The 26,758-nt window shown below is 67.9% G+C and carries 23 protein-coding genes; 9 read left to right on the top strand and 14 right to left on the bottom strand.

What is annotated here, in order from left to right; genetic code table 11:
• Window positions 1–326: 326 nt before the first annotated feature.
• Window positions 327–1,808 carry an amidophosphoribosyltransferase gene (gene purF, locus CEF10_RS11475; protein ID WP_101068310.1) on the top strand — a complete coding sequence of 494 codons (1,482 nt, stop codon included), beginning with the start codon at window positions 327–329 and terminating at the stop codon, window positions 1,806–1,808.
• 111 nt (window positions 1,809–1,919) lie between these two features.
• On the opposite strand, the gene CEF10_RS11470 is transcribed toward purF, so the two are convergent.
• Entirely contained in the window at window positions 1,920–2,522 is a 603-nt protein-coding gene (locus CEF10_RS11470) for a biotin transporter BioY (protein ID WP_101068309.1), read from the bottom strand.
• A gap of 109 nt (window positions 2,523–2,631) precedes the next feature.
• Between CEF10_RS11470 and CEF10_RS11465 the strand changes: the two genes are divergently transcribed.
• The 4 genes from CEF10_RS11465 (at window position 2,632) to CEF10_RS11450 (ending at window position 6,144) form a co-directional block, all read left to right on the top strand.
• Window positions 2,632–3,306 (top strand): SDR family NAD(P)-dependent oxidoreductase, encoded by a 675-nt coding sequence (locus CEF10_RS11465; protein ID WP_101068308.1) that lies wholly within the window; start codon window positions 2,632–2,634, stop codon window positions 3,304–3,306.
• Window positions 3,307–3,402: 96 nt separating this feature from the next.
• Entirely contained in the window at window positions 3,403–4,185 is a 783-nt protein-coding gene (gene surE / locus CEF10_RS11460; RefSeq protein WP_101068307.1) for a 5'/3'-nucleotidase SurE, read from the top strand.
• On the top strand, window positions 4,182–4,838 hold the full coding sequence (locus tag CEF10_RS11455) for a protein-L-isoaspartate(D-aspartate) O-methyltransferase (protein WP_101068306.1): 657 nt from the start codon (window positions 4,182–4,184) through the stop codon (window positions 4,836–4,838). The genes surE and CEF10_RS11455 overlap by 4 nt, the downstream gene beginning before the upstream one ends.
• 64 nt (window positions 4,839–4,902) lie before the next feature.
• Window positions 4,903–6,144, top strand: coding sequence for a M23 family metallopeptidase (locus CEF10_RS11450; protein ID WP_101068305.1), 1,242 nt, complete (start codon window positions 4,903–4,905; stop codon window positions 6,142–6,144).
• A 105-nt stretch (window positions 6,145–6,249) separates the two neighbouring features.
• On the opposite strand, the gene CEF10_RS11445 is transcribed toward CEF10_RS11450, so the two are convergent.
• From CEF10_RS11445 to CEF10_RS11415, 7 genes are all read right to left on the bottom strand, one after another.
• Complete coding sequence (locus tag CEF10_RS11445) at window positions 6,250–7,044, bottom strand: ATP-binding protein (RefSeq protein ID WP_408638462.1); 795 nt, start codon at window positions 7,042–7,044, stop codon at window positions 6,250–6,252.
• 41 nt (window positions 7,045–7,085) lie between these two features.
• The gene (gene tatC, locus CEF10_RS11440) at window positions 7,086–8,012 is read right to left on the bottom strand and encodes a twin-arginine translocase subunit TatC (RefSeq protein WP_101068303.1); all 927 of its coding nucleotides are present in this window, start codon (window positions 8,010–8,012) and stop codon (window positions 7,086–7,088) included.
• Window positions 8,012–8,752, bottom strand: coding sequence for a Sec-independent protein translocase protein TatB (tatB, locus tag CEF10_RS11435; protein ID WP_101068302.1), 741 nt, complete (start codon window positions 8,750–8,752; stop codon window positions 8,012–8,014). Before tatB ends, tatC begins: the two co-directional genes overlap by 1 nt.
• Window positions 8,753–8,757: 5 nt before the next feature.
• Window positions 8,758–8,982 carry a twin-arginine translocase TatA/TatE family subunit gene (locus tag CEF10_RS11430; RefSeq protein WP_101068301.1) on the bottom strand — a complete coding sequence of 75 codons (225 nt, stop codon included), beginning with the start codon at window positions 8,980–8,982 and terminating at the stop codon, window positions 8,758–8,760.
• Between the two features lie 152 nt (window positions 8,983–9,134).
• A complete protein-coding gene (locus CEF10_RS11425) occupies window positions 9,135–10,238 on the bottom strand; it encodes an ABC transporter ATP-binding protein (RefSeq protein WP_101068300.1) in 1,104 nt (367 codons plus the stop codon).
• 142 nt (window positions 10,239–10,380) lie between these two features.
• Window positions 10,381–11,772 carry an SLC5/6 family protein gene (locus tag CEF10_RS11420; protein ID WP_101068299.1) on the bottom strand — a complete coding sequence of 464 codons (1,392 nt, stop codon included), beginning with the start codon at window positions 11,770–11,772 and terminating at the stop codon, window positions 10,381–10,383.
• Between the two features lie 115 nt (window positions 11,773–11,887).
• A complete protein-coding gene (locus tag CEF10_RS11415) occupies window positions 11,888–12,667 on the bottom strand; it encodes an SDR family oxidoreductase (protein WP_101068325.1) in 780 nt (259 codons plus the stop codon).
• 165 nt (window positions 12,668–12,832) lie between these two features.
• Here CEF10_RS11415 and CEF10_RS11410 point away from each other — a divergent pair, with 165 nt between their 5' ends.
• From CEF10_RS11410 to CEF10_RS11395, 4 genes are all read left to right on the top strand, one after another.
• Window positions 12,833–13,846: a Hint domain-containing protein gene (locus CEF10_RS11410; RefSeq protein ID WP_101068298.1), complete on the top strand. Its 1,014-nt coding sequence runs from the start codon at window positions 12,833–12,835 to the stop codon at window positions 13,844–13,846.
• A 51-nt stretch (window positions 13,847–13,897) separates the two neighbouring features.
• Window positions 13,898–15,505: a peptide chain release factor 3 gene (locus CEF10_RS11405; RefSeq protein ID WP_101068324.1), complete on the top strand. Its 1,608-nt coding sequence runs from the start codon at window positions 13,898–13,900 to the stop codon at window positions 15,503–15,505.
• Between the two features lie 145 nt (window positions 15,506–15,650).
• Window positions 15,651–16,616, top strand: coding sequence for a glycosyltransferase family 2 protein (locus tag CEF10_RS11400; RefSeq protein WP_101068297.1), 966 nt, complete (start codon window positions 15,651–15,653; stop codon window positions 16,614–16,616).
• A gap of 191 nt (window positions 16,617–16,807) precedes the next feature.
• Window positions 16,808–18,331 carry a DEAD/DEAH box helicase gene (locus CEF10_RS11395; protein ID WP_101068296.1) on the top strand — a complete coding sequence of 508 codons (1,524 nt, stop codon included), beginning with the start codon at window positions 16,808–16,810 and terminating at the stop codon, window positions 18,329–18,331.
• Window positions 18,332–18,382: 51 nt separating this feature from the next.
• Here CEF10_RS11395 and CEF10_RS11390 read toward each other — a convergent pair whose 3' ends face one another.
• From CEF10_RS11390 to nuoL, 6 genes are all read right to left on the bottom strand, one after another.
• Window positions 18,383–20,056: a ribonuclease J gene (locus tag CEF10_RS11390; protein WP_101068295.1), complete on the bottom strand. Its 1,674-nt coding sequence runs from the start codon at window positions 20,054–20,056 to the stop codon at window positions 18,383–18,385.
• A gap of 6 nt (window positions 20,057–20,062) precedes the next feature.
• Entirely contained in the window at window positions 20,063–20,833 is a 771-nt protein-coding gene (locus CEF10_RS11385; RefSeq protein WP_101068294.1) for a type III pantothenate kinase, read from the bottom strand.
• Window positions 20,834–20,851: 18 nt separating this feature from the next.
• Window positions 20,852–21,601, bottom strand: a complete 750-nt coding sequence (locus CEF10_RS11380; RefSeq protein ID WP_101068293.1) for a biotin--[acetyl-CoA-carboxylase] ligase — start codon at window positions 21,599–21,601, stop codon at window positions 20,852–20,854.
• Between the two features lie 63 nt (window positions 21,602–21,664).
• Window positions 21,665–23,101, bottom strand: coding sequence for an NADH-quinone oxidoreductase subunit NuoN (nuoN, locus tag CEF10_RS11375; protein WP_101068292.1), 1,437 nt, complete (start codon window positions 23,099–23,101; stop codon window positions 21,665–21,667).
• A gap of 12 nt (window positions 23,102–23,113) precedes the next feature.
• Window positions 23,114–24,658, bottom strand: a complete 1,545-nt coding sequence (locus CEF10_RS11370) for an NADH-quinone oxidoreductase subunit M (protein ID WP_101068291.1) — start codon at window positions 24,656–24,658, stop codon at window positions 23,114–23,116.
• Window positions 24,658–26,757 (bottom strand): NADH-quinone oxidoreductase subunit L, encoded by a 2,100-nt coding sequence (nuoL, locus tag CEF10_RS11365; RefSeq protein ID WP_101068290.1) that lies wholly within the window; start codon window positions 26,755–26,757, stop codon window positions 24,658–24,660. The genes CEF10_RS11370 and nuoL overlap by 1 nt, the downstream gene beginning before the upstream one ends.
• Between the last annotated feature and the right edge of the window lies 1 nt (window position 26,758).

Below are 26,758 nucleotides of genomic sequence, written 5' to 3'. Positions count from 1 at the left end.
CGTTCTTCGCCAGATCGATGGCGATGATGGATGCCGTTTCCATGGTCTACCTCCTCTGCCGTCTGCCCCGACAGTATCGACGAGACCCGGCGGTTGCGGGAGGGCGTATCCACACCATCATACATGGCACGCGGGCGCCGGATGCGCAGCGAACAGGCCCACGGCCTGTGGCGCGCGCTTCTCGGCGCGCTGGCCGGGCGCCGCGACCGACACACCGGCGGAGACCGCGCCCGCGATGTGATAGTTTCGTGACATCGCCGGCCGAAGCCCTTATCTAGGGGGCAGACAGCGATGACGGGATTCGGAGAAACCCCTTGTCCAAGCAGATGCCCCCCGCACACCCCTTCGACGTCGAGGCGTGGCAGGACGCCGGGGAGGATGACAAACCCAAGGAAGAATGCGGCGTCTTCGGCGTGCTCGGCGTGACCGAGGCGGCGAATTTCGTGGCCCTCGGGTTGCATGCCCTGCAACACCGCGGACAGGAAGCCGGTGGCATCGTGTGCCACGATCCCGATCAGGGCTTCAACAGTGCCCGGCGTTTCGGCTACGTGCGCGACAACTTCACCAAGCAGAGCCTGATGGAAACGTTGCCCGGCCCGCTGGCGATCGGGCACGTGCGCTACTCGACAACCGGCTCGAAGGGTCAGACCGCGATCCGCGACGTCCAGCCCTTCTTCGGCGAATTCTCGATGGGCGGCGCCGCGATCGCCCACAACGGCAACATCACCAACGCGGACGCCCTGCGCCGTGAGCTGATCGAGCGTGGCTCGATCTTCCAGTCGAGTTCGGACAGCGAATGCATCATCCACCTGATGGCGCGCAGCCTGCAGCGGACCATCCCCGAGCGGATGGAGGATGCGTTGCGCCGCGTCGAGGGGGCCTTTTCGGTGGTGGCAATGACGCGCAGCAAGCTGATCGGCGTGCGCGACCCGCTGGGCGTACGGCCCCTGGTGCTGGGCCAGGTGGCCGACGGCTGGGTGCTCAGTTCCGAGACCTGCGCGCTCGACATCATCGGCGCGCGCTTCGTGCGCGAGATCGAGCCGGGCGAAATGGTGGTGATCACCGATGACGGGGTCGAGAGCCGCTTTCCCTTCCGCCCCGTCAGCCCGCGTTTCTGCATCTTCGAACACGTCTATTTCTCCCGGCCCGACAGCATCATCGGCGGCCGGTCGGTCTATGACACGCGCCGGCGCATCGGGGTCGAGCTGGCCCGCGAGGCCCCGGTGGAGGCCGATCTCGTCTGCCCGGTCCCCGATTCGGGAACGCCGGCGGCCATCGGATACGCGCAGGAAAGCGGCATCCCCTACGCCATGGGGATCGTGCGCAACCAGTACATGGGCCGCACCTTCATCGAACCGACCGAGCAGATCCGCAACATGGGTGTGCGGCTCAAGCTCAACGTCAACCGCGCCCTGATCGAGGGCAAGCGCGTGATCCTGGTGGACGACAGCGTGGTGCGCGGCACCACCAGCCGCAAGATCAAGGAGATGATCCTCGACGCCGGCGCGTCCGAGGTGCATTTCCGCATCGCCAGCCCGCCCACCGCCTGGCCCTGTTTCTACGGCGTGGACACGCCGCAGCGCGAAAAGCTCCTGGCCGCCACGATGAGCGAGGAGGAGATGCGCGAACACCTCGCCGTCGACTCGCTGCGGTTCATCTCGCTCGACGGGCTCTACCGCGCGGTCGGCGAATCGGGTGGCCGGAACGCGAAATGCCCGCAGTACTGCGACGCCTGTTTCTCGGGTGACTACCCCGTGGCACCTTCGGACCAGATCGAGAAGGGCTTCGAACTCAAGGCCGCGGAGTAGCCTGCGGACCGGCGCAAAGCCGGGTTGGGTTCCGGCACAGGTCAGCGACCATGAAAAAGGCGCCGGTCGGCATGCGACCGGCGCCCTTTCGTTTCGAACGCGCCCGCTGGCTCAGCCGCGGCGGGCCTCCAGCGCCTTCCAGCCGCCCCAGACGGCCATTGCCGCGATCACGGCCTTCACGGCGTCGCCCAGCAGGAAGGGGCTGACCCAGTAGGTCCAGATCGCGCCGGCCGAGGAGCCGACCCACTTGCCGCTCACGCCAGCCGCTTCTGCCACGGCCATCGGCCAGGCAGCGCCGGGGATGTAGAGCAGCACCGAGATCGCCATGCAGCACAGTGTCGTCGTGACGACCCCGCGCGCCAGCCCCTTTTCGGCCGCCAGGCCTGCCAGCCAGGCCATGCCCACGAAGCCGACGAGGAAACCGGCGGTGGGGCCGGCGAGCGTGGCAAGCCCGAAGCCGCCGTTCGCGAAGACCGGCAGCCCCATCGCCCCTTCGCCAAGGTACGCAAGAAGCGTGACCGCGCCCAGCCGCGACCCGAAGGTCAGCCCGACGATCAGGATGGCCAGCGTCTGAAGGGTCATGGGCACCGGGAAGAACGGCACCGATATCTGGGCCGCCACGGCAATGAAAAGCGAGCCGCCGAGCACCAGGGCCGCCTGCCGCAGCAGCGTGTCCTGGCCGATCACGGCCTTGGCGAGAACCTTGTCGCGCATGGGGTCGTCCTTTCGTCTTTCATGTGTCACCCGCCTTTTTCGCGTCCACCGTGCGAAAGTCAAGCGTTTGGGCTTGAACTGGCCCGCGCGGAGTGGGATTTGACCGCCCATGACCGACGCAACGCCTTCCGCCCCCGCCCGCCCCGTCGCGCTGGTGACCGGCGCGTCGCGCGGCCTTGGCGCCGCGCTGGCCGAGGCTCTCGCGCCCGGTCATCACGTGGTGGCCGTGGCGCGCACCACCGGCGCGCTCGAAGAACTCGACGACCGGATCCGGCGGGCCGGTGGCCAGGCCACGCTGGCGCCGATGGACATCACCAACGCCGACGCGATGGCCCAGCTTTGCCGCAGTATCTTCGACCGGTGGGGCCGCATTGCCGTCTGGGCGCACGCGGCCGTGCACGCGCCGCCGCTGGCGCCGGCGGGCCAGCTCGACCCGGCCGACTGGGACAAGGCACTTGCCTGCAACGCCGGCGCGGTGGGGCGCCTCATCACCTTCGTGGCGCCGCTTCTGGGCGAGACGGGCCAGGCGCTGTTCTTCGACGACCCGCGCGCGGGCGACAAGTTCTTCGGCGCCTACGGCGCCACCAAGGCCGCGCAGATCGCCCTGGCGCGCAGCTGGCAGGCAGAGACCGAACGCACCGGACCGCGGGTTCACATCCTCGAGCCCGCGCCGATGGCCACTGCGACGCGCGCGCGTTTCTTCCCCGGCGAGGATCGCGGCGCGCTGGCCGCCCCCGCCGACGAGGCACGCCGCCTGCTGGCGGAGGCAGGCGTGCCCTCCTGATCGGCCCCTGGCCGCCGGAACCTTTCGCGGCGCCGCTTGCCCAAGGGCGGGCGCGCGGATACACAGGCGCGGGCAGAGCAGTCAGCGGAGCGGGCCTTGCGCATTCTCATCACCAACGACGACGGTATCAACGCGCCGGGGCTCGAGGTTCTCGAGGGCATCGCCCGCGACCTTGCCGGCCCGACGGGCGAGGTCTGGATCGTTGCGCCGGCCTTCGAGCAATCGGGCGTGGCGCATGCAATTTCCTTCACGCGGCCGATGATGGTCGCCAAGCTTGGCGAACGCCGCTACGCCGCCGAGGGCAGCCCGGCCGACTGCGTGCTTGCAGGATTGCACGACGTCATGAAGGACGCCCGCCCCGACCTCGTGCTGTCGGGCGTCAACCGCGGCAACAACGCCGCCGAGAACGCGCTCTATTCGGGCACGCTGGGCGGCGCGATGGAGGCCGCGCTTCAGGGCGTGCCGGCCGTGGCTCTGAGCCAGTATTTCGGCCCGGAGCTGCGCGAGGTCTCGGACATATTCGAGGCCGCGCGCGTGCACGGGCTGACCACGCTGCGTGCCCTGCTCGATCGCGGGGTCTGGACCGCCGACGATTACGGCATCTTCTACAACATCAACTTTCCGCCCGTCCCCGCCGACCGCGTGAAGGGCCTTCGTGTCGCACCACAGGGATTCCGCCGCGACATGGGATTCGGGGTGGAACCGCACCACGCGCCCTCGGGGCGGCGTTTCCTGTGGGTCACCGGCGCGCCGCAGCAGCAGCCCACCCACCCCGGCACCGACGCGGACGTGAACCTGCAGGGCTACATCTCGGTCACGCCGATGCGGGCCGACCTGACCGCCCACGACGCGCTGGAGGCGCTGAAGGCCATCGAATGAGCGAGGACGCCGACGAGACCGCCCGCCGCAAGATGCAGTTCCTCTTTGCGCTGCGCACCAAGGGGGTCACCGATACGCGCGTGCTCACGGCCATGGAGAAGATCGACCGTCGCCAGTTCACGCGTGGCGTCTTTGCCGCCCGCGCCTACGAGGACATGCCCCTGCCCATCGCCTGCGGGCAGACGATCTCGCAGCCCTCGGTGGTCGGCCTGATGACGCAGGCGCTGAAACCGGGGCCGCGCGACAAGGTGCTCGAGGTTGGCACCGGCTCGGGCTACCAGGCGGCGATCCTCAGCCAGCTGGCGCGGCGCGTCTACACGGTGGACCGCCACCGCGCGCTGGTGGCCACCGCCAGCGATATCTTCCGCCGGCTCGACCTGACCAACATCACCGCGCTGACCGCCGACGGAAGCTTCGGCCTGCCCGACCAGGCGCCCTTCGACCGTATCCTCGTGACCGCGGCCGCCGAGGACCCGCCCGGCCCCCTATTGGCGCAACTGCGAAAGGGCGGTATCATGGTTGTACCGGTCGGTCAGTCCGATACCGTGCAGAGCCTGATCCGCGTGACCCGCACGGACGAGGGCCTGGAGTACGAAGAACTGCGCTCGGTGCGTTTCGTGCCTCTGGTCGAGGGACTCGGGCGCGAGCATTGACAGGCGCCCGGCGCCAGAGGCCAAGACCCCGGCCACAAGGGGCAATGACGAGGACGAGAGCGAGATGATCCTTTCCCGTATTCGAGACTTCCTGCCGATGGCGGCCCTTCTGGCCGGTGTCACCGCGCTGTCTGCGTGCAACCAACCCCTGAATTTCGACCTGCGCGGCGGGCTGGGCAACGCCTTCGACACCGACGCAGCGGCAAGCCAGGCCACCGCCGAGCGGCCGGACCCGGACCCGCGCGGCGTGATCTCCTATCCCGGATACCAGGTCGCGGTCGCGCGGTCCGGCGACACGGTGGCGGACGTCGCCGCACGCGTCGGCGTGAACGCGCAGGATCTGGCGCGGTTCAACGGCCTTCAGCCCGACGATCCGCTGCGCGCGGGCGAAGTCGTCGCGCTGCACACCCGCGTGGCCGAACCCGAAGGCGGGCCGATCCGGCCCGAGGGCGAGGTGGACATCACGGCGCTTGCGGACTCCGCGATCGACGCGGCCGACGGTGCCGAAGGGCGCGACGCGCCGCAGGCGTCCGACCGCAGCGGCGCGCAGCCCGTGCGCCACCGTGTCGAACGCGGCGAGACGGCCTATACCATCGCCCGGCTCTACGACGTGTCGGTTCGCAGCCTGGCCGAATGGAACGGTCTCGGCCCCGACTTTTCCGTGCGGGAGGGGCAATACCTGATGATCCCCGTGGCGTTGCCCGGCGAGGAAGACGCGCCGCTCGATGCCACCGGCGCCCCGTCGCAGGCGCCGGGCCAGGGCTCCGAGACGCCGACGCCACCCAGCGCGGACGATCCCCTGCCCGACGAGGAGACCCCGACAGCCGGCGAGATCGAGGGCACCGGCGAGCCCGATGACGCCCTGGCCCGCGCCGAGGAGGCGCCGGACCTGAGCGCGGAAAGCGCAAGCGATTCCGCGTCCGACACCGGGACGCCGACGCCAGAGGCGGGCGGCGACGGGCAACTGGCCTACCCGGTCAAGGGCACCATCGTGCGTGCCTATGCCAAGGACAAGAACGACGGGATCGACATCGCGGCAAGCCCCGGCACGCCGGTGCGGGCGGCGGACGACGGCACCGTCGCCGCGATCACCGAGGATACCAACGGCGTGCCGATCATCGTGGTCAAGCACTCGGGCGACCTGCTGACCGTCTATTCCAGCGTGGCCGGGGTGACCGTCGAAAAGGGCGACAGCGTCAGCCGCGGCCAGACGCTGGCAAGCATCCGCGAGGATGGCGCGCAGGCGATGCATTTCGAGGTGCGCGAGGGCTTCGACAGCGTCGACCCGATGCCTTACCTGGAATGAGCCGCCGGGCGTGAGGGGGCATCGCCCCCGCCTCGGCCTTCGGCCTCACCCCGGGATGCTTGCGGCAGGAAGAAGGGCGGCCCCGGACAGGCTGGACCGCGGCGCTCAGATCGCCACGCCGCGGCGACCCGCGAGATCGGTGAAATACTGCCAGGCCACCCGGCCCGAACGCGCGCCGCGCGTGGCCTGCCATTCGATCGCTTCGGCGCGCAGCGTGTCCTCGTCGATCTCGACACCATAGGCATCGCAGTAGCCGCGGATCATCGCCAGATACTCGTCCTGGTCGCAGGGATGGAAGCCCAGCCAGAGGCCGAAGCGATCGGAAAGCGAGACCTTTTCCTCTGTCGCCTCGCTGGGGCTGATGGCGGTCGCGCGCTCGTTCTCGATCATGTCGCGCGGCATCAGGTGGCGGCGGTTGGAGGTGGCGTAGAACACCACGTTTCCGGGCCGCCCCTCGATCCCGCCGTCGAGCACGGCCTTGAGCGACTTGTAGTGCTGGTCGTCATGGGAAAACGACAGGTCGTCGCAGAACAGCACGAACCGCGCCTCGGCAACGCGCAGCAACTTCAACAGGCGGCCCACGCTGGTCAGATCCTCGCGGTGCAACTCCACGATCTTTAGATCGGCGTGCTCGGCCTGCACGGCGGCATGCACCGCCTTGACCAGGCTTGACTTTCCCATGCCCCGCGCGCCCCACAGCAACGCGTTGTTGGCTGGCAGACCGCGGGCGAACTGGCGGGTGTTCTCCAGCAGCGTGTCGCGCGCCCGGTCGATGCCCTTGAGCAGGGACATGTCCACGCGGTTGACGCTGTCGACCGGTTCCAGCCGCTCGGGATCCATCTGCCAGACGTATGCACCCGCCGTGGAGAAGTCCGGCGCCTCGAGGGGCGCCGGGCTCATCCGCTCGAGCGCGGCGGCGATGCGCTCAAGTGGATCGTCGCTCACCGCTCGCGGTCCCCGTCGCCGTCATCGTCGTCGTCATCGTCGAACTCGGCCGCCATCGGATCATCGTCGAGGTCCGTCTCGTCGTCGTCCTCGAACCACAGCCCTTCGGCGCGCAGACGCGCCTCGCGGTCCTTTTCGACGCGGCGCACCAGCCAGATCGAGACCTCGTAAAGGCCGTAGACCACAACGAACAGGATCACCTGGGTGATGACATCGGGCGGCGTCACCAGCGCGGCCAGCACGAGGATGCCGACCATGGCGTACTTGCGCACCTGTCCCAGCCCCTCGGCGCTGACCAGACCGGCCTTGCCCATGAGCGTCAGCAGCACCGGCAACTGGAAGCAAAGCCCGAAGGCGACGATGAACTTGATCGTAAGGTTGAGGTATTCCTGCGCCGAGCCCTGGAACACGACGCTGAGCGGCGCGGCATTCTGCGGATCGCCCGCGGGCACCGCCTCGCCTTCATTGCCGAACTGCTGGAAACCGAGGAAGAAGTCATAGGCCAGCGGCGTGACCACGTAGAAGGCAAACGCCGCGCCCAGCAGGAACATGAAGGGCGACGCCACGAGAAACGGCAGGAAGGCACCCTTTTCCGACTTGTAGAGACCCGGCGCCACGAAGCGCCACATCTGCGCCGCGATGTAGGGAAAGGCAAGGATGAAGCCGCCGAGCAGCGACACCTTGACCGCGACGAAGAAACCTTCCTGCGGGCTGATGAAGATGAGTCCGCAGTCCTGCCCGCGCTCGGCCAGCACCCGGCACAGCGGCGCAGTGAGGAAATTGAATATGGGCGTGGCGACCGTGAAACAGATCACCATCCCGATGATGAAGGCCACCACCGACCGGATGAGCCGCTGGCGCAACTCGGTCAGGTGTTCGATCAGGGGGGCGGAACTGTCCTCGATCTCGTCGCTGGGGCTCATCACGTGTCCTCAGCCGTGCCGGCGCTGCTGCCGGCGGCCGTCTTCTTCTTGCCACCCTTCGACGCGGAGGCACCCTTGGCCTTCGTGCCGGTGGTCCTGGTGCCGGTGTTCCGGGCCGAGGCCGATTTCGTCTTCGTGGCAGACCCCGATTTGCCCTTGCCCGCGTTCCTGGATTCGCCGCCCGACTCGGCACCGGATTTGCCCTTGCCCGAGGTCGATGCGCCTTTGCCGCCCGAAGCGGCCGTGCCGGAGGCCCGTTTCCCACCGCTGTCGCCCGTGGCGTCCGTTTCGCCGCCGGCGTCCGCGGCCTCGGATTCGGCGGCCTCCGCCGCGCGGCGGGCATTGGCCTTCTCGGCAGAGTGTTCGCGGATACGTTCCGCGGCGGCACGCCGCTCGTCCGAAAGCCCCGATTTGCCGGCCGCGCCGTCTTCGTCGTTCTCGCGGTCCTTGGGCAGGCCGCTTTCCATCGTCTGCTGGGTGAAGCTTTTCGTCGCCGACTTCACCTCGTCCATGGCGCTGCCCATGGGGTTGGTCGCCTTGCGGAAGGTATCGGAGACGTCGCGCATGCCCGAGTCGTCGGCGGCGTCGTTCATCGCCTTGGAGAAGTCGCGCGCCATGCGCTTGGCCTTGCCCACGAAGTTGCCAACCGCGCGGAACATGCCCGGCAGATCCTTGGGGCCAACGACGATCAGCGCGACGATGCCGATGACCAGAAGCTCGGTCCAGCCCAGATCAAGCATGGCCCTCAGGCCTTGTCCTTTTCATCTTCGGGCGTGACGTCCTTGGCCGTCTCGGCCGATTGTTCGCTTTCGTCTTCGAGTTCCTTGTTGCCTTCGCTGACGCCCTTCTTGAACGAGGTGATGCCCTTGCCCACCTCGCCCATGAGCGAGGAGATCTTGCCGCGGCCGAAGAGCACGAGCACCACCACGGCGATCAGAAGAAGGCCAGGAAGGCCGATGTTGTTCAGCATAGTCTTGTCTCCCAGTCTCGGGGCCGCAAGCGGCCCCGGATAATCCCGTTTCCCGTATCTAGTCGCTCGCGCCGGGGGATGAAAGCGTCAATCGGGCGGGATGCGCGGATTTTACCCGGATTCGGGGGCCGCCGGCCAGCGCGCAGGCCCGTTCAGTCGTGGGCGGGAAAGACGAAACAGCGGTCGCGCCGGATCATCAGCCACAAGGCCTTGCCCGGTTTCGGCAGGAACACGTTGGGCACGGTGGCCTTCAGGATGGATCCGTCATGGTCCATGCGGAACTCCACCAGGCTTTCGGAACCGATGAAACGCGCGCGCCGCACCACGCCGCGCGCGGGCGTGCCGTCCTGCGGCGTGGGGTTGGGGCCGTGGCCGCCGCGGTCGAAATCGATCTTGATGTGCTGGGGGCGGATCACGATGTCCACCTCGGCGCCATCCGGCACGCCGGGTGCGAGGAACTGCCCGAAGGGCGTTTCCGTCAGCGCGCCGTTCACGGTGCCGCGGATCACGTTGATGTCGCTGAAGAAGGCGACGGCATCGCGGTCGACCGGCGCATTGTAGATGTTGTAGGGCGCACCCTTCTGCACGATCCGTCCCGCACGCATCAGCGCGATCTCGTCGGCCATGCGCATCGCCTCCTCGGGCTCGTGCGTGACCAGCAGGACGGCCGCGTCCTCCTCGCGCAGGATGTCGAGGGTTTCGTCGCGGATGCCGTCGCGCAGGCGGTTGTCCAGGCCCGAAAAGGGTTCGTCCATCAGCATGATGCGCGGCCTCGGCGCCAGCGCGCGGGCCAGTGCCACGCGCTGCTGCTCACCGCCCGAAAGTTCGTGCGGGTAGTTGCGCGCATAGGCCCGCATGCCCACACGCGCCAGCATCTCGTCGACCCGCTTCTCGCGCGCCGCCTTGTCGGCGGACAGCCCGAACCCCACGTTCTCGGCCACCGTCAGGTGCGGGAACAGCGCGAAGTCCTGGAACATCAGCCCGATGTGGCGCCGTTCGGGGGGCACGCGATACACGGTGTCGCAGACAAGAGCGCCGTCCACCAGGATCTCTCCGGCATCCTGCATCTCGACGCCCGCGATGGCGCGCAGCGTGGTCGACTTGCCACAGCCCGACGGCCCCAGCAGGCAGGTCACCTGCCCCGGCATGACGGTCAGCGACACGTCATCGACCACGCGGCGGCCGTCGTAGTCACGCACGAGGTTGCGGATTTCCAGCCGCGGCGCGTTCGTGTCTGTCTGCGGGGATGCGTCCAAGCCGGCCTCTCAGGGTGCCCGACCCATTTGATCGGGTTCTCGTATCTGGTCGCAGATAGCAACCCGTCGCCCACGGTTCAAGCGCGCAACTGCCGTGCGTTGCGCGGGATCGGTCGTGCCCGCCAGCGGATCCGGCGCCGGGTCAGTGGCCGGCGCGCACCCTTCTGGACCCGGCGATGACAGCGGCGAAGCCCGCGATGAGCACCACCGCGCAGATCACCAGCAGTTGTTCGTACTTGTGCCCATCGGGCAGCAGCGCGCCGACGAGCGCGGTGTCGCGGGCGAAATAGGTGGCCGCGCCCAGCATCGCGGCGGCGAAGGCAACGATATAGGCCCAGAGCGCGACCGGCCGGCCCATCACCAATCCCGTCACCAGGACCGGCGTGAGGAACATGCTGGCCGTCCCGCTGACGGCCACGGCGTCGAACAGCGTCTGGTTGCCCCACAGCGTCAGCGCGCCGCCCAGAATCGCGAAAACGACCATCGCCGCGCGCCCGCCCGCCAGGCTGCGCGGGGCCAGCCGGAGTTCGTCCACCACCAGCCGCGCGGCGCTGGACAGCGCCGAATCGAGCGTGCTGAGCGCGCTGACCAGCAACGACACCATCAGCGCCACGAACAGCCACGGCGGAAAGATCATCGCCCATGTCCCGATGAGTTGCCCCTCGTAGGCCGCACCGGCCAGCCCGGCCTGCACGCCGAACAGACCGAAGCCAAGAATGCACAGCGCCGAGATCCAGAAGGCGTGCAGGAACGCCGCGCGCGTTGTCGCCCGGTCCGCGAGAAAGCCACGGTCCATCATCACCGGGTCGTGGACGGGGTAGGAAAAGACCTGCAGCAGCGCGACCAGCACCAGCACCTGTCCCGGCCACGCCCCGAGCGTGCCCGGCGCGGTCAGCACCGCCCCGAGGTCGAAGCCCGGGCTGACCAGCAGCGCGACGAGGGCGGCCAGCAGCACGGCGACAAAGGCCAGCATCTGCACGACATCGGTGCGCAACGCCGCGCTCAGCCCGCCCCAGGCGCTGTAGGCCAGCGCCAGCAGCCCCACGACGACGATTGCGAGCTCCCGCGTGGCGGGGGTTTCGGGCAGCACCGCGCCAAAGATCAGCCCGACGACGAGAAGGTTGGCAAAGACCTCCGACAGCAGGCGCAAGGCAATCACGAGGTTGTAGCACAGCGTCCCGCCGGCCCCGAAGCGCGCGCCCAGCCAATCCTGCACCGACCCAGCGCCGCCCGCGCGCAGCCGGCCGACGATGAAACCACCCGTCAGGAACGAGCCGTAGTAGGCGGCATAGGCCAGGACACCCCAGATGCCGAAGAAATACCCCAGGATCGCCGCGTTCATGAGCGAGCGCGCGAAGATCCACGTCGTCACCTGGCTGAGCACCAGCACCCACAGCCCCGGTGCCCGGCCGTCGGCGGAACCGCCGCGAAAGAACCCCGCCACGGTGGCGCGCCGCGGCGCGGCCGCCAGGCTGATCAGGATGACCAGGCCAAAGGCGGCGAGCACGGCGGCGGTCTGGGCGGGCGATGTCATGGCAGGGTCTCCGGTCTTGACGCGTCACCCTGCCGTTAGCAGCGCCGCGGCCGCATCGCCAGCGGGCGGTGCGCGCCCTACGCGAAAGTGACCGGCCCGTGAGCCGCAGCGCCGGTCACATCGTCGCGTTCACGGCGCCGCCATCGAGCAGGATGTTCTGGCCCACGATGAAACCGGCGTGCTGGCTGCACAGGAAGGCGCAGGCGGCTCCGAACTCCTCCTTCGTGCCGTAGCGGCCCGCGGGAATCGTCGCGCAGCGCTGCGCCTTTGCCTCGTCCATGCCGATGCCCTCGCGCTCGGCCACGCCGCGGTCCAGCGCCTCGGCGCGGTCCGTCGCGTGAATGCCCGGTTGCAGGTTGTTGATGTTCACACCGTGGCCGGCAACCTGCCGCGCGGTGCCAGCCACGTAGCCCGTCAGCCCCGCGCGCGCCGAATTGGAAAGCCCCAGCACCGCGATCGGCGCCTTGACGGACTGCGAGGTGATGTTGACCACGCGGCCCCAGCCGCGCTCCATCATTCCCGGCAACAATGCCTTCATGAGCGCGATCGGTGTCAGCATGTTGGCGTCCAGCGCCTTGATGAAATCCTCGCGGTCCCAGTCCGTCCACATCCCCGGCGGCGGGCCGCCGGCGTTGGTCACCAGGATGTCGGCGGCGTCGGCGGCCTCCAGCACTTGGCCCTGGCCGGCTTCGGTGGTGACATCGCAGGCGACCGTTTCCACGGCAACGCCGAAATCGTCGCGGATGGCTTGCGCGGCGGCCTCCAGCGCCTCCGCGCCACGGGCATTCATCACCAGGTTCACGCCCGCCTCGGCCAGCGCCCGGGCACAGCCAAGCCCCAGCCCCTTCGACGACGCGCAGACCAGCGCGCGCTTTCCCTTGATCCCCAGATCCATCGCATCCTCCCGTTCGTTTCGCGCAGTCATCGGGGTTTCGCCTAGCACCCCTTGGCGCAGGGATGCCAGCAAAACACCAGAGCTTTGACCGCTTGCCGCCAAATTCGTAGTCTAGACACGTTGCCAGTCGAACACTCCCGTCGCCAGTGAAAGGCCAAGCCGCCCATGACCCGTTCCGCCAGGCGCCCCGCGCAGTCCGTCCGTGTCCACCTTGCCGATGATCTCACGGTCACCGACGGTGCGAACCTCGGCGACGCGCTGTCGTTCGCCGACGAGCTCGACCTCGGCGACACCTACCAGTTGCACCCCAACGCGCGGCGCGAAAGGCTTGCCCTGCTGCCCTGCGAGGATGGCCATTTCACGCTGGATAGCGACACGGCCCAGGGCGCCCCGGGCGCGGCTGTCCGCGTCGACAGCTGCCTGACGCTGATGGCGGCAACGGGCGCGACGATCGAGCTTCTGGTTCTCGTCGAACTCGACGAGAACGGCCGGGTCGCCGCGGTCTATGCGGTCCCCTTGGCCCCGATAACGCCGCGCACCGACTACACGCTGGTGCGGCTGGACCGTGACAGCGCCCGCCGGCGCATGGCCGAGGTCGCCTGCGTCGCCTTCACCCGCGGGACGCACATCACGCTGGCCTCGGGGCGTCAGGAACGGATCGAGCGGCTTTCGGTCGGCGACGTCGTCCTGACCCGTGACGACGGTCCGCAGGCGATTCGCTGGATCGGCCAATCCACCGTCCGCGCGGTGGGAGAGTTCGCGCCGATCCGCATCAAGGCCGGCGCCCTGTGCAACGAACACGACCTCGTGGTCAGTCCCGACCATCGCCTGTTCATCTACCAGCGCTCGGACGCGATCGGCGCCGGGCGCAAGCCCGTGCTGGTTCGCGCGCGGCACCTTGTGAACGGCGCAACGGTGGTGCAACAGCCGGGCGGATTCGTCGACTACTTCCAGATCCTCTTCGACGAACACCAGATCATCTATGCCGAGGGGATCGCGGCCGAGACCCTCCTGGTCGATTCCCACACGCGCCCGGCCCTGCCCGTCGAGGTGGCCGGCAAGCTGGCCGGCGGGCTGCCAGCCCACACCGGCCGGCCCCACCTGGATTTCGAGGTGCGCGAGACCCTGCTCAACCACCCCGACACCGCCGCGCTGCTCAAGCGCGCCTCGGCGCGCTGAAGCGGGCGGGCCGCGATTGCCCTTGCCCGGCGCCTCGCCTATATGGCGCGCATGCTCGATGTGACGCCCAACCGCCCCGACCTGCCGCCCGAGATCGCGCGCCGCCGCACCTTCGCGATCATCAGCCACCCGGATGCGGGCAAGACCACGCTGACCGAGAAGTTCCTGCTTTACGGCGGCGCGATCCAGATGGCCGGCCAGGTCCGCGCCAAGGGCGAGGCGCGGCGCACGCGCTCGGACTTCATGGAGATGGAGAAACAGCGCGGCATCTCGGTCTCGGCTTCGGCGATGTCGTTCGATTTCAAGGACTTCCGCTTCAACCTCGTGGACACGCCGGGCCACTCCGACTTTTCCGAGGACACCTACCGCACGCTCACGGCGGTGGACGCGGCGGTGATGGTGATCGACGGCGCCAAGGGCGTGGAAAGCCAGACGCAGAAACTGTTCGAGGTCTGCCGCCTGCGCGACCTGCCGATCCTGACGTTCTGCAACAAGATGGACCGCGAAAGCCGCGATACCTTCGAGATCATCGACGAGATCCAGCAGATGCTGGCCATGGACGTCACCCCGGCGAGCTGGCCGATCGGCATGGGGCGCGATTTCCTGGGCTGTTACGACATGCTGCACGACCGGCTGGAGCTGATGGACCGTGCCGACCGCAACCGCGTGGCCGAGTCGATCGCGATCGACGGCCTCGACGACCCGAAGATGGCCGAACACGTGCCCCAGGCGCAGCTCGACCAGCTGCGCGAGGAGGTCGAGATGGCGCGCGAACTGCTGCCCGCGCTGGACCCGCAATCGGTGCTCGAAGGGCACATGACGCCCATATGGTTCGGCTCGGCCATCAACTCCTTCGGCGTGAAGGAGCTGATGGAAGGGATCGGCACGCTGGGCCCGCAACCACAGCCGCAATCCGCCACCCCCCGCCAGATCGCGCCCGAGGAAAAGAAGGTCAGCGGTTTCGTCTTCAAGGTGCAGGCCAACATGGACCCCAAGCACCGCGATCGCGTCGCCTTCGTGCGCATGGCCTCCGGGCATTTCAAGCGTGGCATGAAGCTCACGCAGGTGCGCACGAAGAAACCGATGACCGTCTCGGCCCCGGTGCTGTTCCTCGCCTCTGACCGCGAACTGGCCGAGGAAGCCTGGGCCGGCGACATCATCGGCATCCCCAACCACGGCCAGCTGCGCATCGGCGACACGCTGACCGAGGGCGAAAGCTTGCGCGTCACCGGTATCCCCAGCTTCGCGCCGGAACTCCTGCAGGGCGTGCGCGCGGGCGACCCGATGAAGGCCAAGCACCTCGAGAAGGCGTTGATGCAGTTCGCCGAGGAAGGCGCGGCCAAGGTGTTCAAGCCCAGCGTCGGCTCCGGCTTCATCGTGGGCGTGGTGGGCGCGCTGCAGTTCGACGTGCTCGCCACCCGGATCGAGCAGGAATACGGCCTGCCGGTGCGATTCGAGCCGTCGCAGTTCACCTCCGCCCGCTGGGTGGGCGGTGAAAAGGCGGCCGTGGAGAAGTTCAGCAACGCCAACAAGCAGCACATCGCCCACGACCACGACGGCGACATCGTCTATCTCACGCGCCTGCAATGGGACATCGACCGGATCGAACGCGACCATCCCGAGGTCAACCTGACGGCCACCAAGGAGATGATGGTCTGACAGGGCAGGCCGCCGCGCACGCCCGCGGCGCGCCCTGCGGGTCATCCTGCCGGAAATTCCCCCGCCGGAGGCGCCCGCCGGAACGGCCTGCGCGGGCGCCCGATCACGCTTGCGCCCGGGGCCGCGCCCGGCCACACTCCGCCGCATGAACCGCCCCCCCACCTGGGGCCTTGTCGCCACGGTCAAGGCCGACACGCGAACGATCCTGGATTTCGCCGCCCATCACGTCGACCTGGGCGCGCACCGCGTGCATGTCTACCTCGACGCCGACGACCCGGCGGCGCGGGCCGCGCTCAAGGCGCATCCGAAATGCCGCGTGACCTTGTGCGACGCCCCCTATTGGCAGGGCCTGGGCGGCCGGCCGAAGAAGCACCAGGTGCGCCAGACCGCCAACGCCACGCGCTGCCTGCGGCGCGGGCCCGAGGTCGACTGGCTGGTGCATATCGACGTGGACGAGTTCCTGTGGCCCGAAGCCCCCCTGCCGGAGCAGCTTGCCGCGCTGCCCGCGGCAACGCTCAGCGCGCGTGTTCGCCCGGTCGAGGCGCTGGCGCCCGACCCCGCCGCGCCGGACGACCCGGTCACCTGGTGCAAGGGCTTTTCCATCGACCGACCGAGGCGGCGCGCGCAGACCGACGCGATCTACCCCACCTATGGCGAACATCTGGACGGCGGGTTCCTGAGCCACGTCGCGGGCAAGGTCTTCGTGCGCACGGACAGCGCCGGCGACGAGGTGACCTTGCGCATCCACAACGCGATCCGCGACGGCAAACCGGACCCGGATTGCGCGGAACTGCCCCGGACCCGGCTGGCGCATGTCCACGCCCCCGACATCGACAGCTTCCTGCGCCATTACGCGTTCCGCATGGAAAAGGGGGCCTATCGCCCGGGGCTCAAGCCCGCACCGCGCCCCGATGGTGCCGGGTTGACCATGAACCAGCTGCTTGGCGCGATCGAGGAAAGCGGGGGCGAGGCCGCGCTGCGCGCATTCTTCGAAGAGGTCTGCACCGCCACGCCGGCTTTGTGCGCGCGGCTTGACGACCACGGTCTGCTGCACGCGCTGCGCCTCGATCTCGACGCGAAACGGGCCCGCCATTTTCCCGGTGCGGCCTGATTGTTGCCCGCAGGCAACCCGTACTGTCGCCGCACGACCCATTGTGGCGAATCTGCGCGGCCGCATTGACCCCGCCCCGCCTTTTCCGGTAAATGCGGCGCACGGGTCGCAGATGTGACGACGCAGGGGCCATCCGGGCCCGACCCGATCAGACGCACGGGCCAGGACGTGTCCGTGAACCACGGATACACATGACAAAGTTTTCTGACCTCAACCTGAACCCGAAGGTTCTCAAGGCTGTCGAGGAAGCCGGCTACGAAACGCCCACCCCGATCCAGGAAGGTGCGATTCCCCCCGCGCTCGAAGGACGCGACGTGCTGGGCATCGCGCAGACGGGCACCGGCAAGACCGCCGGTTTCACGCTACCGATGCTGTCGCTGCTGGCACGCGGGCGCGCGCGGGCGCGGATGCCGCGCAGCTTGGTGCTGTGCCCCACCCGCGAACTCGCGGCGCAGGTGGCCGAGAACTTCGACACCTATTCCAGGTACCTCAAGCTGTCCAAGGCGCTGCTGATCGGCGGCGTCAGCTTCAAGGAACAGGACAAGCTGATCGACAAGGGTGTTGACGTTCTGATCGCCACGCCGGGCCGGTTGCTCGACCATTTCGAGCGCGGCAAGCTGATCCTGTCGGACGTCAAGGTGATGGTCGTGGACGAAGCCGACCGCATGCTCGACATGGGCTTCATCCCCGACATCGAGCGGATCTTCGGCCTGACCCCCTTCACCCGCCAGACGCTGTTCTTCTCGGCCACCATGGCGCCCGAGATCGAGCGGATCACGAACACCTTCCTGCAGGCGCCGGTGCGCATCGAGGTCGCCCGGCAGGCCACCGCGTCGGAAACGATCGAACAGCGCGTGGTGATGTTCAAGGGCTCGCGCCGCGACCGCGAGGACCGCGAGAAGCGCGACCTGCTGCGCGCGCTGATCGACGGCGAGGGCGACAAGCTCAGGAACGCCATCATCTTCTGCAACCGCAAGGCCGATGTCGACGTCCTCGCCAAGAGCCTGAAGAAACACGGCTACGATGCGGCGCCGATCCACGGCGACCTCGACCAGAGCCAGAGAACCAAGACACTCGACGGCTTCCGCGATGGCAGCCTGCGGCTGCTGATCGCCTCGGATGTCGCCGCGCGCGGTCTCGACATCCCCGACGTCAGCCATGTCATCAACTACGACGTGCCCGGCCATGCCGAGGACTACGTGCACCGTATCGGCCGCACGGGTCGCGCGGGCCGCGAAGGCACGGCGATCACCATCTGCACCCCGCGCGACGAGAAAAGCCTCGACGGCGTCGAGAAGCTGCTGGAAAAGGATATCCCGCGCGCGGACAACCCGCTGGGCAGCACCGTGCCTGCCGAGGCGGGCGGCAATCAGGACACGGCGGAGACCGACGACAAGCCGCGCAAACCCCGCCGGCGCAAACCGTCCAAGGCGAAGGGCAGCGAGACGAAGGCCACCGAGGGCGCGCAGGACGGCAAGACCGATCAGGATGCCACGCCCGCCGCCGCCGCGACGGAGAGCAGGGAAACGGCCGACACCGGGACGGCCGGGGCCGACAAGGCGGACGCCGAAAAGCCGAAACCGGCACGGGGCCGCCGGGGTGGCAAGCGCAAGTCCGAAAAGGGCGAAAAGGGCGGCGATGAGGCGGTCGTGGGCATGGGCGATCACATGCCCAAGTTCATCGCGCTGAGCTTCGAGGAGCGCCGCGCGGGCTGACCGGCGGCGCCCGACCACCGGGCGGCGCCGGGGCGCCGCGCCGGATTTCCCCTATCCGCTCAGGCGGCTGATGACGACCGTCACCTCGGGTTTCTTGCCGATTTCCCTCTGCGCGGTCTGGCGCGCCACGCGGCGCAGCCCTTCCTCGATCTTGTCGTCGTCGGTCAGGACCCTTGCTTTCGCCCGGCCCATGAACTGGTCGAGATCGGCCTCGATCACCTCCGACAGCGGCACGCGGCTCTGGCCGGTCTCTGGCAGGCCCATCAGGTCGCACCACGGCTCGCCCAGCGGCTCGTCGTCCTCGTCGAGGATCACGTTGATCATCAGGTGCCCGTTCAGCGCCATGCGGATGCGATCGCGCACGATGCCGTCGAGCGCGCCGATCTGTACCGTCCCGTCAAGGTAGGTCCGCCCGGTTTCCACGTACTCGGCCACCTGCGCGTGATCGCCGGTAAGGTCCACCATTGTGCCGTTGGGCGCCAGCATGCCCTGTGCGCCGCCCTGCCCGGCCAGCGCCGCGTGCTCGCGCAGGTGGCGGTGCTCGCCGTGCATCGGGATCACGACGTCGGCCCCCATCAGGCGGTGCACCGTCTGCAGGTCGGGGCGGTTGGCGTGGCCCGAGACGTGGTAGTCGCCGCTGGAATCATCGACCACGTCGACACCCTTTTCACTGAACTGGTTCATGATGCGGATCACGCCGCGCTCGTTGCCCGGGATCGTCTTGGACGAGAACAGGAAGGTGTCGCCCGCCTTCAGCTCGATCCCGTTGTACTTGCCCTGCGCCAGCTGCGCGCTGGCCGCGCGACGCTCCCCCTGGCTGCCGGTGACGATCAGCATCAGGTTCTCGCGCGGGATCTGGGCCGCATCCTCGGGCGCGATCGTCCTGGGGAAATCGCGCAGGACCCCGGTTTCGACGCCCGCCTCGATCATCCGGCGCATGGCCCGGCCCATCAGGCAGACGGAACGGCCCGCGGCCTGCCCGGCCTCGGCCAGCGTCTTGACCCGCGCGATGTTGCTGGCAAAGGTCGTTGCCACGAACATGCCGCGTGCCTCCTGCACCAGACGGGTGATCGCGGGCGCCAGCGAACTTTCCGAGCGGCCCTCGTGCGGGCTGAACACGTTCGTGGAATCGCACACAAGCGCCTTGATGCCCGGTGCCGCGATCTTCTCCCACAGCTCCGGATCCCACGGCTCGCCCACCACGGGCGCGGGGTCGAGCTTGAAATCGCCGGTGTGCACGAGCCGCCCGGCGGGTGTGTCGATCACCAGCCCCGAGGTTTCGGGAATGGAATGCGAAATCGGCACGAAGCCGACGGTGAAGGGGCCCGCCGCGATCGTCTCCGGCCAGGGGTCGGCTGTGTGCACGGCGCGTTCGTCACCGCCGAGATCGGCCATCTTGCCGCGCGCGATGTTGGCCGTGAAGGCGCGCGCATGCACCAGCGGCGCGCCCAGCTTCTCGTGGTAGTGCGCAACCGCACCGACGTGGTCCTCGTGCGCGTGGGTGACGAACACCGCCTCGATCCGGTCGCGTCGCTCTTCCAGCCAGGCGATGTCGGGAAAGATCAGGCCGACGCCCGGTGTCGTGTCCATGTCGGGAAACGTCACGCCCATGTCCACGACGATCAGGCGTTCCTTGCCGGGCGCGCCCCAGCCGTAGACATAGGCGTTCATCCCGATTTCGCCCGCCCCGCCGAGGGGGAGGTAGATCAGTCGCTCGCTGCTCATGGGGTGTCAGCCTTTCTTGTTGTGGTCGTGGATCACGGTCAGGCCGTGCATCGTCAGGTCTTCCTCGATGTGGTCGAATAACAGTTCACCCTGCGCGAACAAGGGCGCCAGCCCGCCGGTGCCGATGACCCGCATCGGTTTCTCGTATTCGGCGCGGATCCGTTCGCAGACACCGTGGACCAACCCGACGTAGCCCCAGAACACGCCCGACTGCATGCAATCGACCGTGTTCGTCCCGATGACCTTCTGCGGCTTGGTCACGTCGACATGCGGCAGTGCCGCCGCCTCGGCGTGCAGCGCCTCCAGGCTCAGGTTGACGCCGGGCGCGATCACGCCGCCGACGTAGGCGCCATCGTGCGCCACCACGTCAAAGGTCGTGGCGGTGCCGAAATCCACCACGATCAGGTCGCCGCCATGGCGATCATGGGCACCGGCGGCATTGACCAGCCGGTCGGGCCCCACCGTCGTGCCCTCATCCACCCGCGGCGGCGTCGGAAGCGCACACTCGGGTTTGCCGACCACCAGGGGCCGGCAGCCGAAGAACCGGTCCGCGAAGACACGCAGGTTGAACACCACCCGCGGCACAGTCGAGGAAATGATGACGTCGGTGATGTCCAAGTCGATCCCGTAGTGCTTCACCAGCGTCGAGAACCAGGTGAAATAGGCATCCGCGGTGCGCGCATGGTGGGTGGAGGTCCGCAGCGTGCACAGGAAACGCGTCCCGTCCCAGACGGCGAAAACGGTGTTGGTGTTGCCGCAGTCGATGGCCAGAAGCATGGCCGCGCCTCCGTTGTCTCAGAAGAATACCTCGGCCGCCGCGATGGCGCGGCGGCCACCGGCCGTGGATAGAACAAGATTGCCGGCGGCGTCCACCGTTTCGAAGATGCCCGCAATCTCCTCGGAGTGCGTGCGCGCACGGATCACCTCGCCCAGGCGTGCGGCGCGCTGCAACCAGGCGGCGCGCACGGGGGCAAATCCGTAGGTGACAAGCTGGCGCTCGTAGTCGGCGAAGGCCGGCGCGAGACGGTCGAGGAATTCCTCGGGCGTCACCGAAACACCGGTAAGGGACAGCAGCGAAACCGGAGGAACGGCGCCGGGTTCCAGCGCGTCGGCCGCGGGCGCCTCGGCCAGGTTCACGCCGAACCCGATGGCCAGAACCCCGCCGGCGCGGTCACCCCCCGCGCTTTCCAGAAGGATGCCCGCCAGCTTGCCGCCGTCGAGCAGCACGTCGTTGGGCCACTTGAGCGCGAAGCGCTCGGGCCGGCCGGTGACCTTCGCCAGCGCCGTGTGCAGCGCCAGCGCGGCCACGAACGAGCGCAGCGAAAGCTGCGCGGGCGGCTCTTGCGCGGGACGCACAAGCGTGGCCGCGAAGTTGCCGTGCGCGCTGGCCCAGGCGCGGCCGCGCCGGCCGCGCGCGGCCGTCTGTTCGAGGGCAAGGATCCATTCCGGCCCGGGCAGGCCGCGCGCGATGCGCGCGGCCTCGGCATTGGTGCTGTCGACCCGGTCCAGCACGCGCCGGCCATAGCCGTCGGGCCATCGTGTCATGGTGCCCACTCTGGCGCCACGTCACGCGCCAGGTCCGGGCCGCGCGCCGCGGCGCGGCGACGCTCAGTTGACAAGCGTTGCCGCCGCGGCCTGCGCCGCGCCCTCGATGCCGAACAGGTTGATGATGCCCACCACCATGATCACCGCGCTCGCCATGAGAAGCCCCCATTGCACCGGCGAGCGGCCGGCGTCGATGCCTTCGGACTCTTCGCCGAAATACATGTAATAGACGATACGCAGGTAGTAGAACGCACCGATCACCGAGGCGACCACCCCGGCCACCGCAAGCCAGATCAGACCGCCCTCGTAGGCCGCGCGCAGCACGTAGAGCTTGCCGAAGAACCCCACCAGCGGCGGTACGCCCGCGAGGCTGAACAACAGCACCAGCATCGCCGCGGCCCGTCCCGGGTGAGAGACCGAATACATGTTCAGCGCCGCGATCTCGGTGACGGGCTTGCCGTCCTTTTCCATGCTCAGGATGAAGGCGAAGGTGCCGATGTTCATGGTCACGTAGATGGCCATGTAGATCAGCATCGCCTGCACGCCGAAGGCCGTGCCGGCGGCGAGCCCCATCAGGGCATAGCCCATGTGCGCGATCGAGGAATAGGCCATCAGCCGCTTGATGTTGGTCTGCCCGATCGCCGCCACGCCGCCGAGGAACATCGACAACAGGCTCAGCACAGCGACGATCTGTTGCCAGTCGCCCACGACCCCGCCATAGGCGTCATGCACCACGCGCGCGAAAAGCCCCATCGCCGCCACCTTCGGCGCGGTCGCGAAGAAGGCGGTGATCGGCGTCGGCGCGCCCTCGTAGACGTCCGGCGTCCACATGTGGAACGGCACGGCGGAGACCTTGAACGCCAGACCGGCCAGCACGAAAACCAGGCCGAACAGCAGGCCCATCGGTGCCTGGCCCGAGGCCGCGTCGATCACGCCGGAGAACAGCGTCGTTCCCGCGTAGCCGTAGGTCAGCGAGGCGCCGTAAAGCAGCAGGCCCGAGCTCAGCGCACCGAGCACGAAGTACTTGAGCCCGGCCTCGGTGGATTTCACGCTGTCGCGGCGCAGGCTGGCGACGACGTAGAGCGCGAGGCTCTGCAGCTCCAGCCCCATGTAGAGCGCCATCAAATCACCCGCGCTGACCATGACCATCATGCCCACCGCGGCCAGCGCCACAAGCATCGGGAACTCGAAGCGCAGCATGTCGCGCCGCGCCATGTAATCCTGCCCCATCACGAGAACCGCCGCGGCAGACAGCAGGATCGTCACCTTGGCGAAGCGCGCGAAACCGTCGTCGTGGATCATGCCGCCGAACGCCACGCGCGCGCCGTCGCCGGTGACGCCGATCCATATCGCCAGCGCCGTGAACAGCGCCGCGGTGAGCCACACCAGCACGCCGGCAAGCTGGTCCTTGCGGGTGTAGACGGCCAGCAGAAGGCCCGCCATCGCGTAGACCGCGAGCACGATCTCCGGCAGGACAACGTTGAGATCAGCCTGGATCATCAGGGCCTCCAGTTAATGCGACGCCGCCACCTGGCTGGCGGCTTGCGCCTCGGCCAGGGCGGTGTCGTAGTTGGCAATCAGGTGTTCGACCGACGGGCCGATGATATCGGTCACGAGGCTGGGGTAGACACCCAGGAGCAGGGTCATGGCCACCAGCGGCGCGAAGATCGCGCGTTCGCGCGCGCCCATGTCGGTGATCGACTTCAGGCTTTCCTTGATCAGATCGCCGAACACCACCCGGCGATAGAGCCAAAGCGCATAGCACGCCGAGAAGATCACGCCGGTGGCCGCCACCGCCGCGATCCAGGTGTTGACCTGGAAGACCCCCATGAGCGTCAGGAACTCGCCGACGAACCCGGATGTCCCGGGCAGCCCGACATTGGCCATGGTGAACAGCATGAACACCAGCGCATAGGCCGGCATGCGGTTCACCAGCCCGCCGTAGGCGTCGATCGCCCGCGTGTGCATCCGGTCATAGATCACGCCCACGCACAGGAAGAGCGCCCCGGAGATGAAGCCGTGGCTGATCATCTGGAAGATCGCACCGTCCACGCCCTGCTGGTTGGCCGCGAAGATGCCCATGGTGACGAACCCCATGTGCGCGACCGAGGAATAGGCGATCAGCTTCTTCATGTCCTCCTGCGCCAGCGCGACGAGGCTCGTGTAGACGATGGCGATGGCCGACAGCCAGAACACAAGCGGCGTCATCACCTCGGCGCCCACCGGGAACATCGGCAAGCTGAAGCGCAGAAAGCCGTAGCCTCCCATCTTCAGCAGGATCGCCGCCAGCACCACCGACCCGGCAGTGGGCGCCTGCACGTGCGCGTCCGGCAACCACGTGTGCACCGGCCACATCGGCATCTTCACCGCGAAACTGGCGAAGAAGGCAAGGAACATCAGCGTCTGCACGCCGCCAACGATCTGCACGCCCAGCAGGCTGAAGGTTTCCGTGCCGAACTGGTGGCTCATCAGCGTGGGGATGTCGGTCGTGCCGGCATCCACGAACATGCCCACCATCGCCACCAGCATCAGCACCGAGCCGAAGAAGGTGTAGAGGAAGAACTTGAACGCGGCATATATGCGTTCCTTGCCGCCCCAGATGCCGATGATCAGGAACATCGGGATCAGCCCGCCCTCGAAGAAGACGTAGAACAGCACCAGGTCGAGCGCCATGAAGACACCCAGCATGAGCGTCTCGAGCGCGAGGAAGGCGATCATGTATTCCTTCACGCGCGTGGTGACGTGCCATGACGCCGCGATGGTCAGCGGCATGATGAAGGTGGTCAGCAGCACGAACAGCACGCTGATCCCGTCCACGCCCATCTTGTAGTTCAGCCCCAGCAGCCATTCGCGTTCCTCGACGAACTGGAAACCGGTCTCGTTGGGGTCGAACTGCACCAGGATGAACAGCGAGACGATGAAGGTCAGCGTGGTCGCGATCAGCGCCACCCACTTGGCGTTGCGCTGTGCCGCTTCGTCGTCGCCGCGCAGGAACACCGCCAGGATCGCGGCCGCAATGGCGGGGATGAAGGTGGTGATGGAAAGCAGGTTGTCCATTATTCAGCCCCTCCGGCGAACGACATCCAGGTGATCAGGACAGCAATCCCGATAACCATGGCGAAGGCATAGGTGAAGATGTATCCCGACTGGGCACGGCCCGCGAGGCGCGTGAAGAAGGGCACGACGCCCATCGCGACACCGTTCAGGAAACCGTCGATCACGCCCAGGTCGCCGCCGCGCCACAGAGCCCGCGCCAGCGCCTTGACCGGGCGCACGATGGCGTAGTCGTAGATCTCGTCGATGTACCACTTGTTGAGCAGGAACAGGTACAGCGGCCGCTGCACCTCGGCCAGCCAGCGCGGCATCGCCGGGTTGACGATGTAGAACCAGTAGGCAGTCGCAAGCCCCAGCAGCATCGCGATGAAGGGGCTGACCTTGACCCATTTGGGCACCGCGTGCGCCTCGGTCAGCACGTCGTTGCCCGGCGCGGCATGGATCGCGCCCTCGCCGGGCGCGCCGGCGAAGACGTAATGGTGCTTGCCGTCGTTGGCCGTCTTGTCCTTCTCAGCGCCGGCCGCGGCCTCTTCGCCGTGGCCCGCGTCCTCGCCATGCGCACCGGCCTCGGCGTAGGGAACGCCGAAGAACTTCGCGACGGTGTCGGTGTGCCCGAAGAAGCTGTTGTACCACACCATGCCCGAGAAAACCGCGCCGATGGCCAGCACGCCCAGCGGCACCAGCATGTTCGCCCCGCTTTCATGCGCGTGTTCATGCGTGTGCTTGTCGCCGCGCGGCTTGCCCCAGAACGTCATGAACATCAGCCGCCAGCTGTAGAAGCTGGTGAACAGGGCCGCGATGACCAGCGCCCAGAAGCCGAAGCCACCGGCGGTGCCGGCATAGGCGCTTTCGATGATCGCGTCCTTGCTGAGGAACCCGGCGAAGCCGATCCCGGTCAGCGGGATGCCCACGCCCGTGATCGCCAGCGTGCCGATCAGCATCGACCAGAAGGTCCAGGGCATCTTGTGGCGCAGCCCGCCATAGTTGCGCATGTCCTGTTCGTGGTGCATCCCGTGGATGACCGAGCCCGCGCCCAGGAACAGCAGCGCCTTGAAGAAGGCGTGGGTGAGCAGGTGGAACATCGCCACCGAGTAGACACCCACGCCCGCCGCCACGAACATGTAGCCGAGCTGCGAACACGTGGAATAGGCAATCACCCGCTTGATGTCGTTCTGCACCAGCCCCACGGTCGCCGCGAAGAACGCCGTGATCGCGCCGATGTAGACGACGAAATTCTTGGCCGCGTCGGCGTATTCGAACACCGGCGACATCCGGCAGACAAGGAACACGCCGGCGGTCACCATGGTGGCGGCGTGGATCAGCGCCGACACCGGGGTCGGGCCCTCCATCGCGTCGGGCAGCCAGGTGTGCAGAATGAACTGCGCCGACTTGCCCATCGCGCCGATGAACAGCAGCACGGCGACGAGGTTCGCGGCGTTCCAGTCGGTCCACAGGAAGGTCAGCTGGGTCTCGGCCAGCTGCGGGGCCATTGCGAAGATGTCGTCGAACTTGATCGAGTCCGCGAGGAAGAACAGGGCGAAGATGCCAAGCGCGAAGCCGAAGTCGCCCACCCGGTTGACCACGAACGCCTTGATCGCCGCGGCATTGGCCGACGGCTTGCGGAAGTAGAAGCCGATCAGCAGGTAGGAGGCCAGGCCCACGCCCTCCCAGCCGAAGAACATCTGCGCCAGGTTGTCCGCCGTGACCAGCATGAGCATCGCGAAGGTGAAGAACGACAGATACGCGAAAAAGCGTGGCCTGTAGCTTTCGCCCTCGCGGAAATTCTCGTCGTGCGCCATGTAGCCGAAGCTGTAGAGATGCACGAAGGCCGACACCGTGGTGATCACGATCAGCATGACGGCCGTCAGCCGGTCGAGCCGGATCGACCAGGTCGTGTCCAGCGTGCCCGAGCGGATCCAGTCGAGGATGTGGATGTGATGCGTCTGGCCGTCATGGCCGAGAAAGACGACCCACGACAGCACCATCGACAGGAACAGCAGGCCGGTGGTGACCCACTGCGCACCCGTCTCGCCGATGATGCGCCAGCCGAAGCCCGCGATGATGGCGCCGACCAGCGGCGCGAAGAGGATGATCGTTTCCATC

The sequence above is a fragment of the Roseovarius salinarum genome (assembly GCF_002834145.1).
Lineage (GTDB): Bacteria > Pseudomonadota > Alphaproteobacteria > Rhodobacterales > Rhodobacteraceae > Roseovarius > Roseovarius salinarum.
The sequence above is the reverse complement of the archived record's forward strand: the minus strand, read 5'-3'. Positions and strand labels throughout refer to the sequence as shown.

Excerpts from the sequence above, each read along its gene's own strand:
- purF (WP_101068310.1), top strand. The coding sequence starts at position 327 with ATGCCCCCCGCACACCCCTTCGACGTCGAGGCGTGGCAGGACGCCGGG.
- CEF10_RS11470 (WP_101068309.1), bottom strand. The coding sequence starts at position 2,522 with ATGCGCGACAAGGTTCTCGCCAAGGCCGTGATCGGCCAGGACACGCTG.
- CEF10_RS11465 (WP_101068308.1), top strand. The coding sequence starts at position 2,632 with ATGACCGACGCAACGCCTTCCGCCCCCGCCCGCCCCGTCGCGCTGGTG.
- CEF10_RS11455 (WP_101068306.1), top strand. The coding sequence starts at position 4,182 with ATGAGCGAGGACGCCGACGAGACCGCCCGCCGCAAGATGCAGTTCCTC.
- CEF10_RS11450 (WP_101068305.1), top strand. The coding sequence starts at position 4,903 with ATGATCCTTTCCCGTATTCGAGACTTCCTGCCGATGGCGGCCCTTCTG.
- CEF10_RS11445 (WP_408638462.1), bottom strand. The coding sequence starts at position 7,044 with ATGAGCCCGGCGCCCCTCGAGGCGCCGGACTTCTCCACGGCGGGTGCA.
- tatC (WP_101068303.1), bottom strand. The coding sequence starts at position 8,012 with ATGAGCCCCAGCGACGAGATCGAGGACAGTTCCGCCCCCCTGATCGAA.
- tatB (WP_101068302.1), bottom strand. The coding sequence starts at position 8,752 with ATGCTTGATCTGGGCTGGACCGAGCTTCTGGTCATCGGCATCGTCGCG.
- CEF10_RS11430 (WP_101068301.1), bottom strand. The coding sequence starts at position 8,982 with ATGCTGAACAACATCGGCCTTCCTGGCCTTCTTCTGATCGCCGTGGTG.
- CEF10_RS11420 (WP_101068299.1), bottom strand. The coding sequence starts at position 11,772 with ATGACATCGCCCGCCCAGACCGCCGCCGTGCTCGCCGCCTTTGGCCTG.
- CEF10_RS11415 (WP_101068325.1), bottom strand. The coding sequence starts at position 12,667 with ATGGATCTGGGGATCAAGGGAAAGCGCGCGCTGGTCTGCGCGTCGTCG.
- CEF10_RS11410 (WP_101068298.1), top strand. The coding sequence starts at position 12,833 with ATGACCCGTTCCGCCAGGCGCCCCGCGCAGTCCGTCCGTGTCCACCTT.
- CEF10_RS11405 (WP_101068324.1), top strand. The coding sequence starts at position 13,898 with ATGCTCGATGTGACGCCCAACCGCCCCGACCTGCCGCCCGAGATCGCG.
- CEF10_RS11400 (WP_101068297.1), top strand. The coding sequence starts at position 15,651 with ATGAACCGCCCCCCCACCTGGGGCCTTGTCGCCACGGTCAAGGCCGAC.
- CEF10_RS11395 (WP_101068296.1), top strand. The coding sequence starts at position 16,808 with ATGACAAAGTTTTCTGACCTCAACCTGAACCCGAAGGTTCTCAAGGCT.
- CEF10_RS11390 (WP_101068295.1), bottom strand. The coding sequence starts at position 20,056 with ATGAGCAGCGAGCGACTGATCTACCTCCCCCTCGGCGGGGCGGGCGAA.
- CEF10_RS11385 (WP_101068294.1), bottom strand. The coding sequence starts at position 20,833 with ATGCTTCTGGCCATCGACTGCGGCAACACCAACACCGTTTTCGCCGTC.
- CEF10_RS11380 (WP_101068293.1), bottom strand. The coding sequence starts at position 21,601 with ATGACACGATGGCCCGACGGCTATGGCCGGCGCGTGCTGGACCGGGTC.
- nuoN (WP_101068292.1), bottom strand. The coding sequence starts at position 23,101 with ATGATCCAGGCTGATCTCAACGTTGTCCTGCCGGAGATCGTGCTCGCG.
- CEF10_RS11370 (WP_101068291.1), bottom strand. The coding sequence starts at position 24,658 with ATGGACAACCTGCTTTCCATCACCACCTTCATCCCCGCCATTGCGGCC.
- nuoL (WP_101068290.1), bottom strand. The coding sequence starts at position 26,757 with ATGGAAACGATCATCCTCTTCGCGCCGCTGGTCGGCGCCATCATCGCG.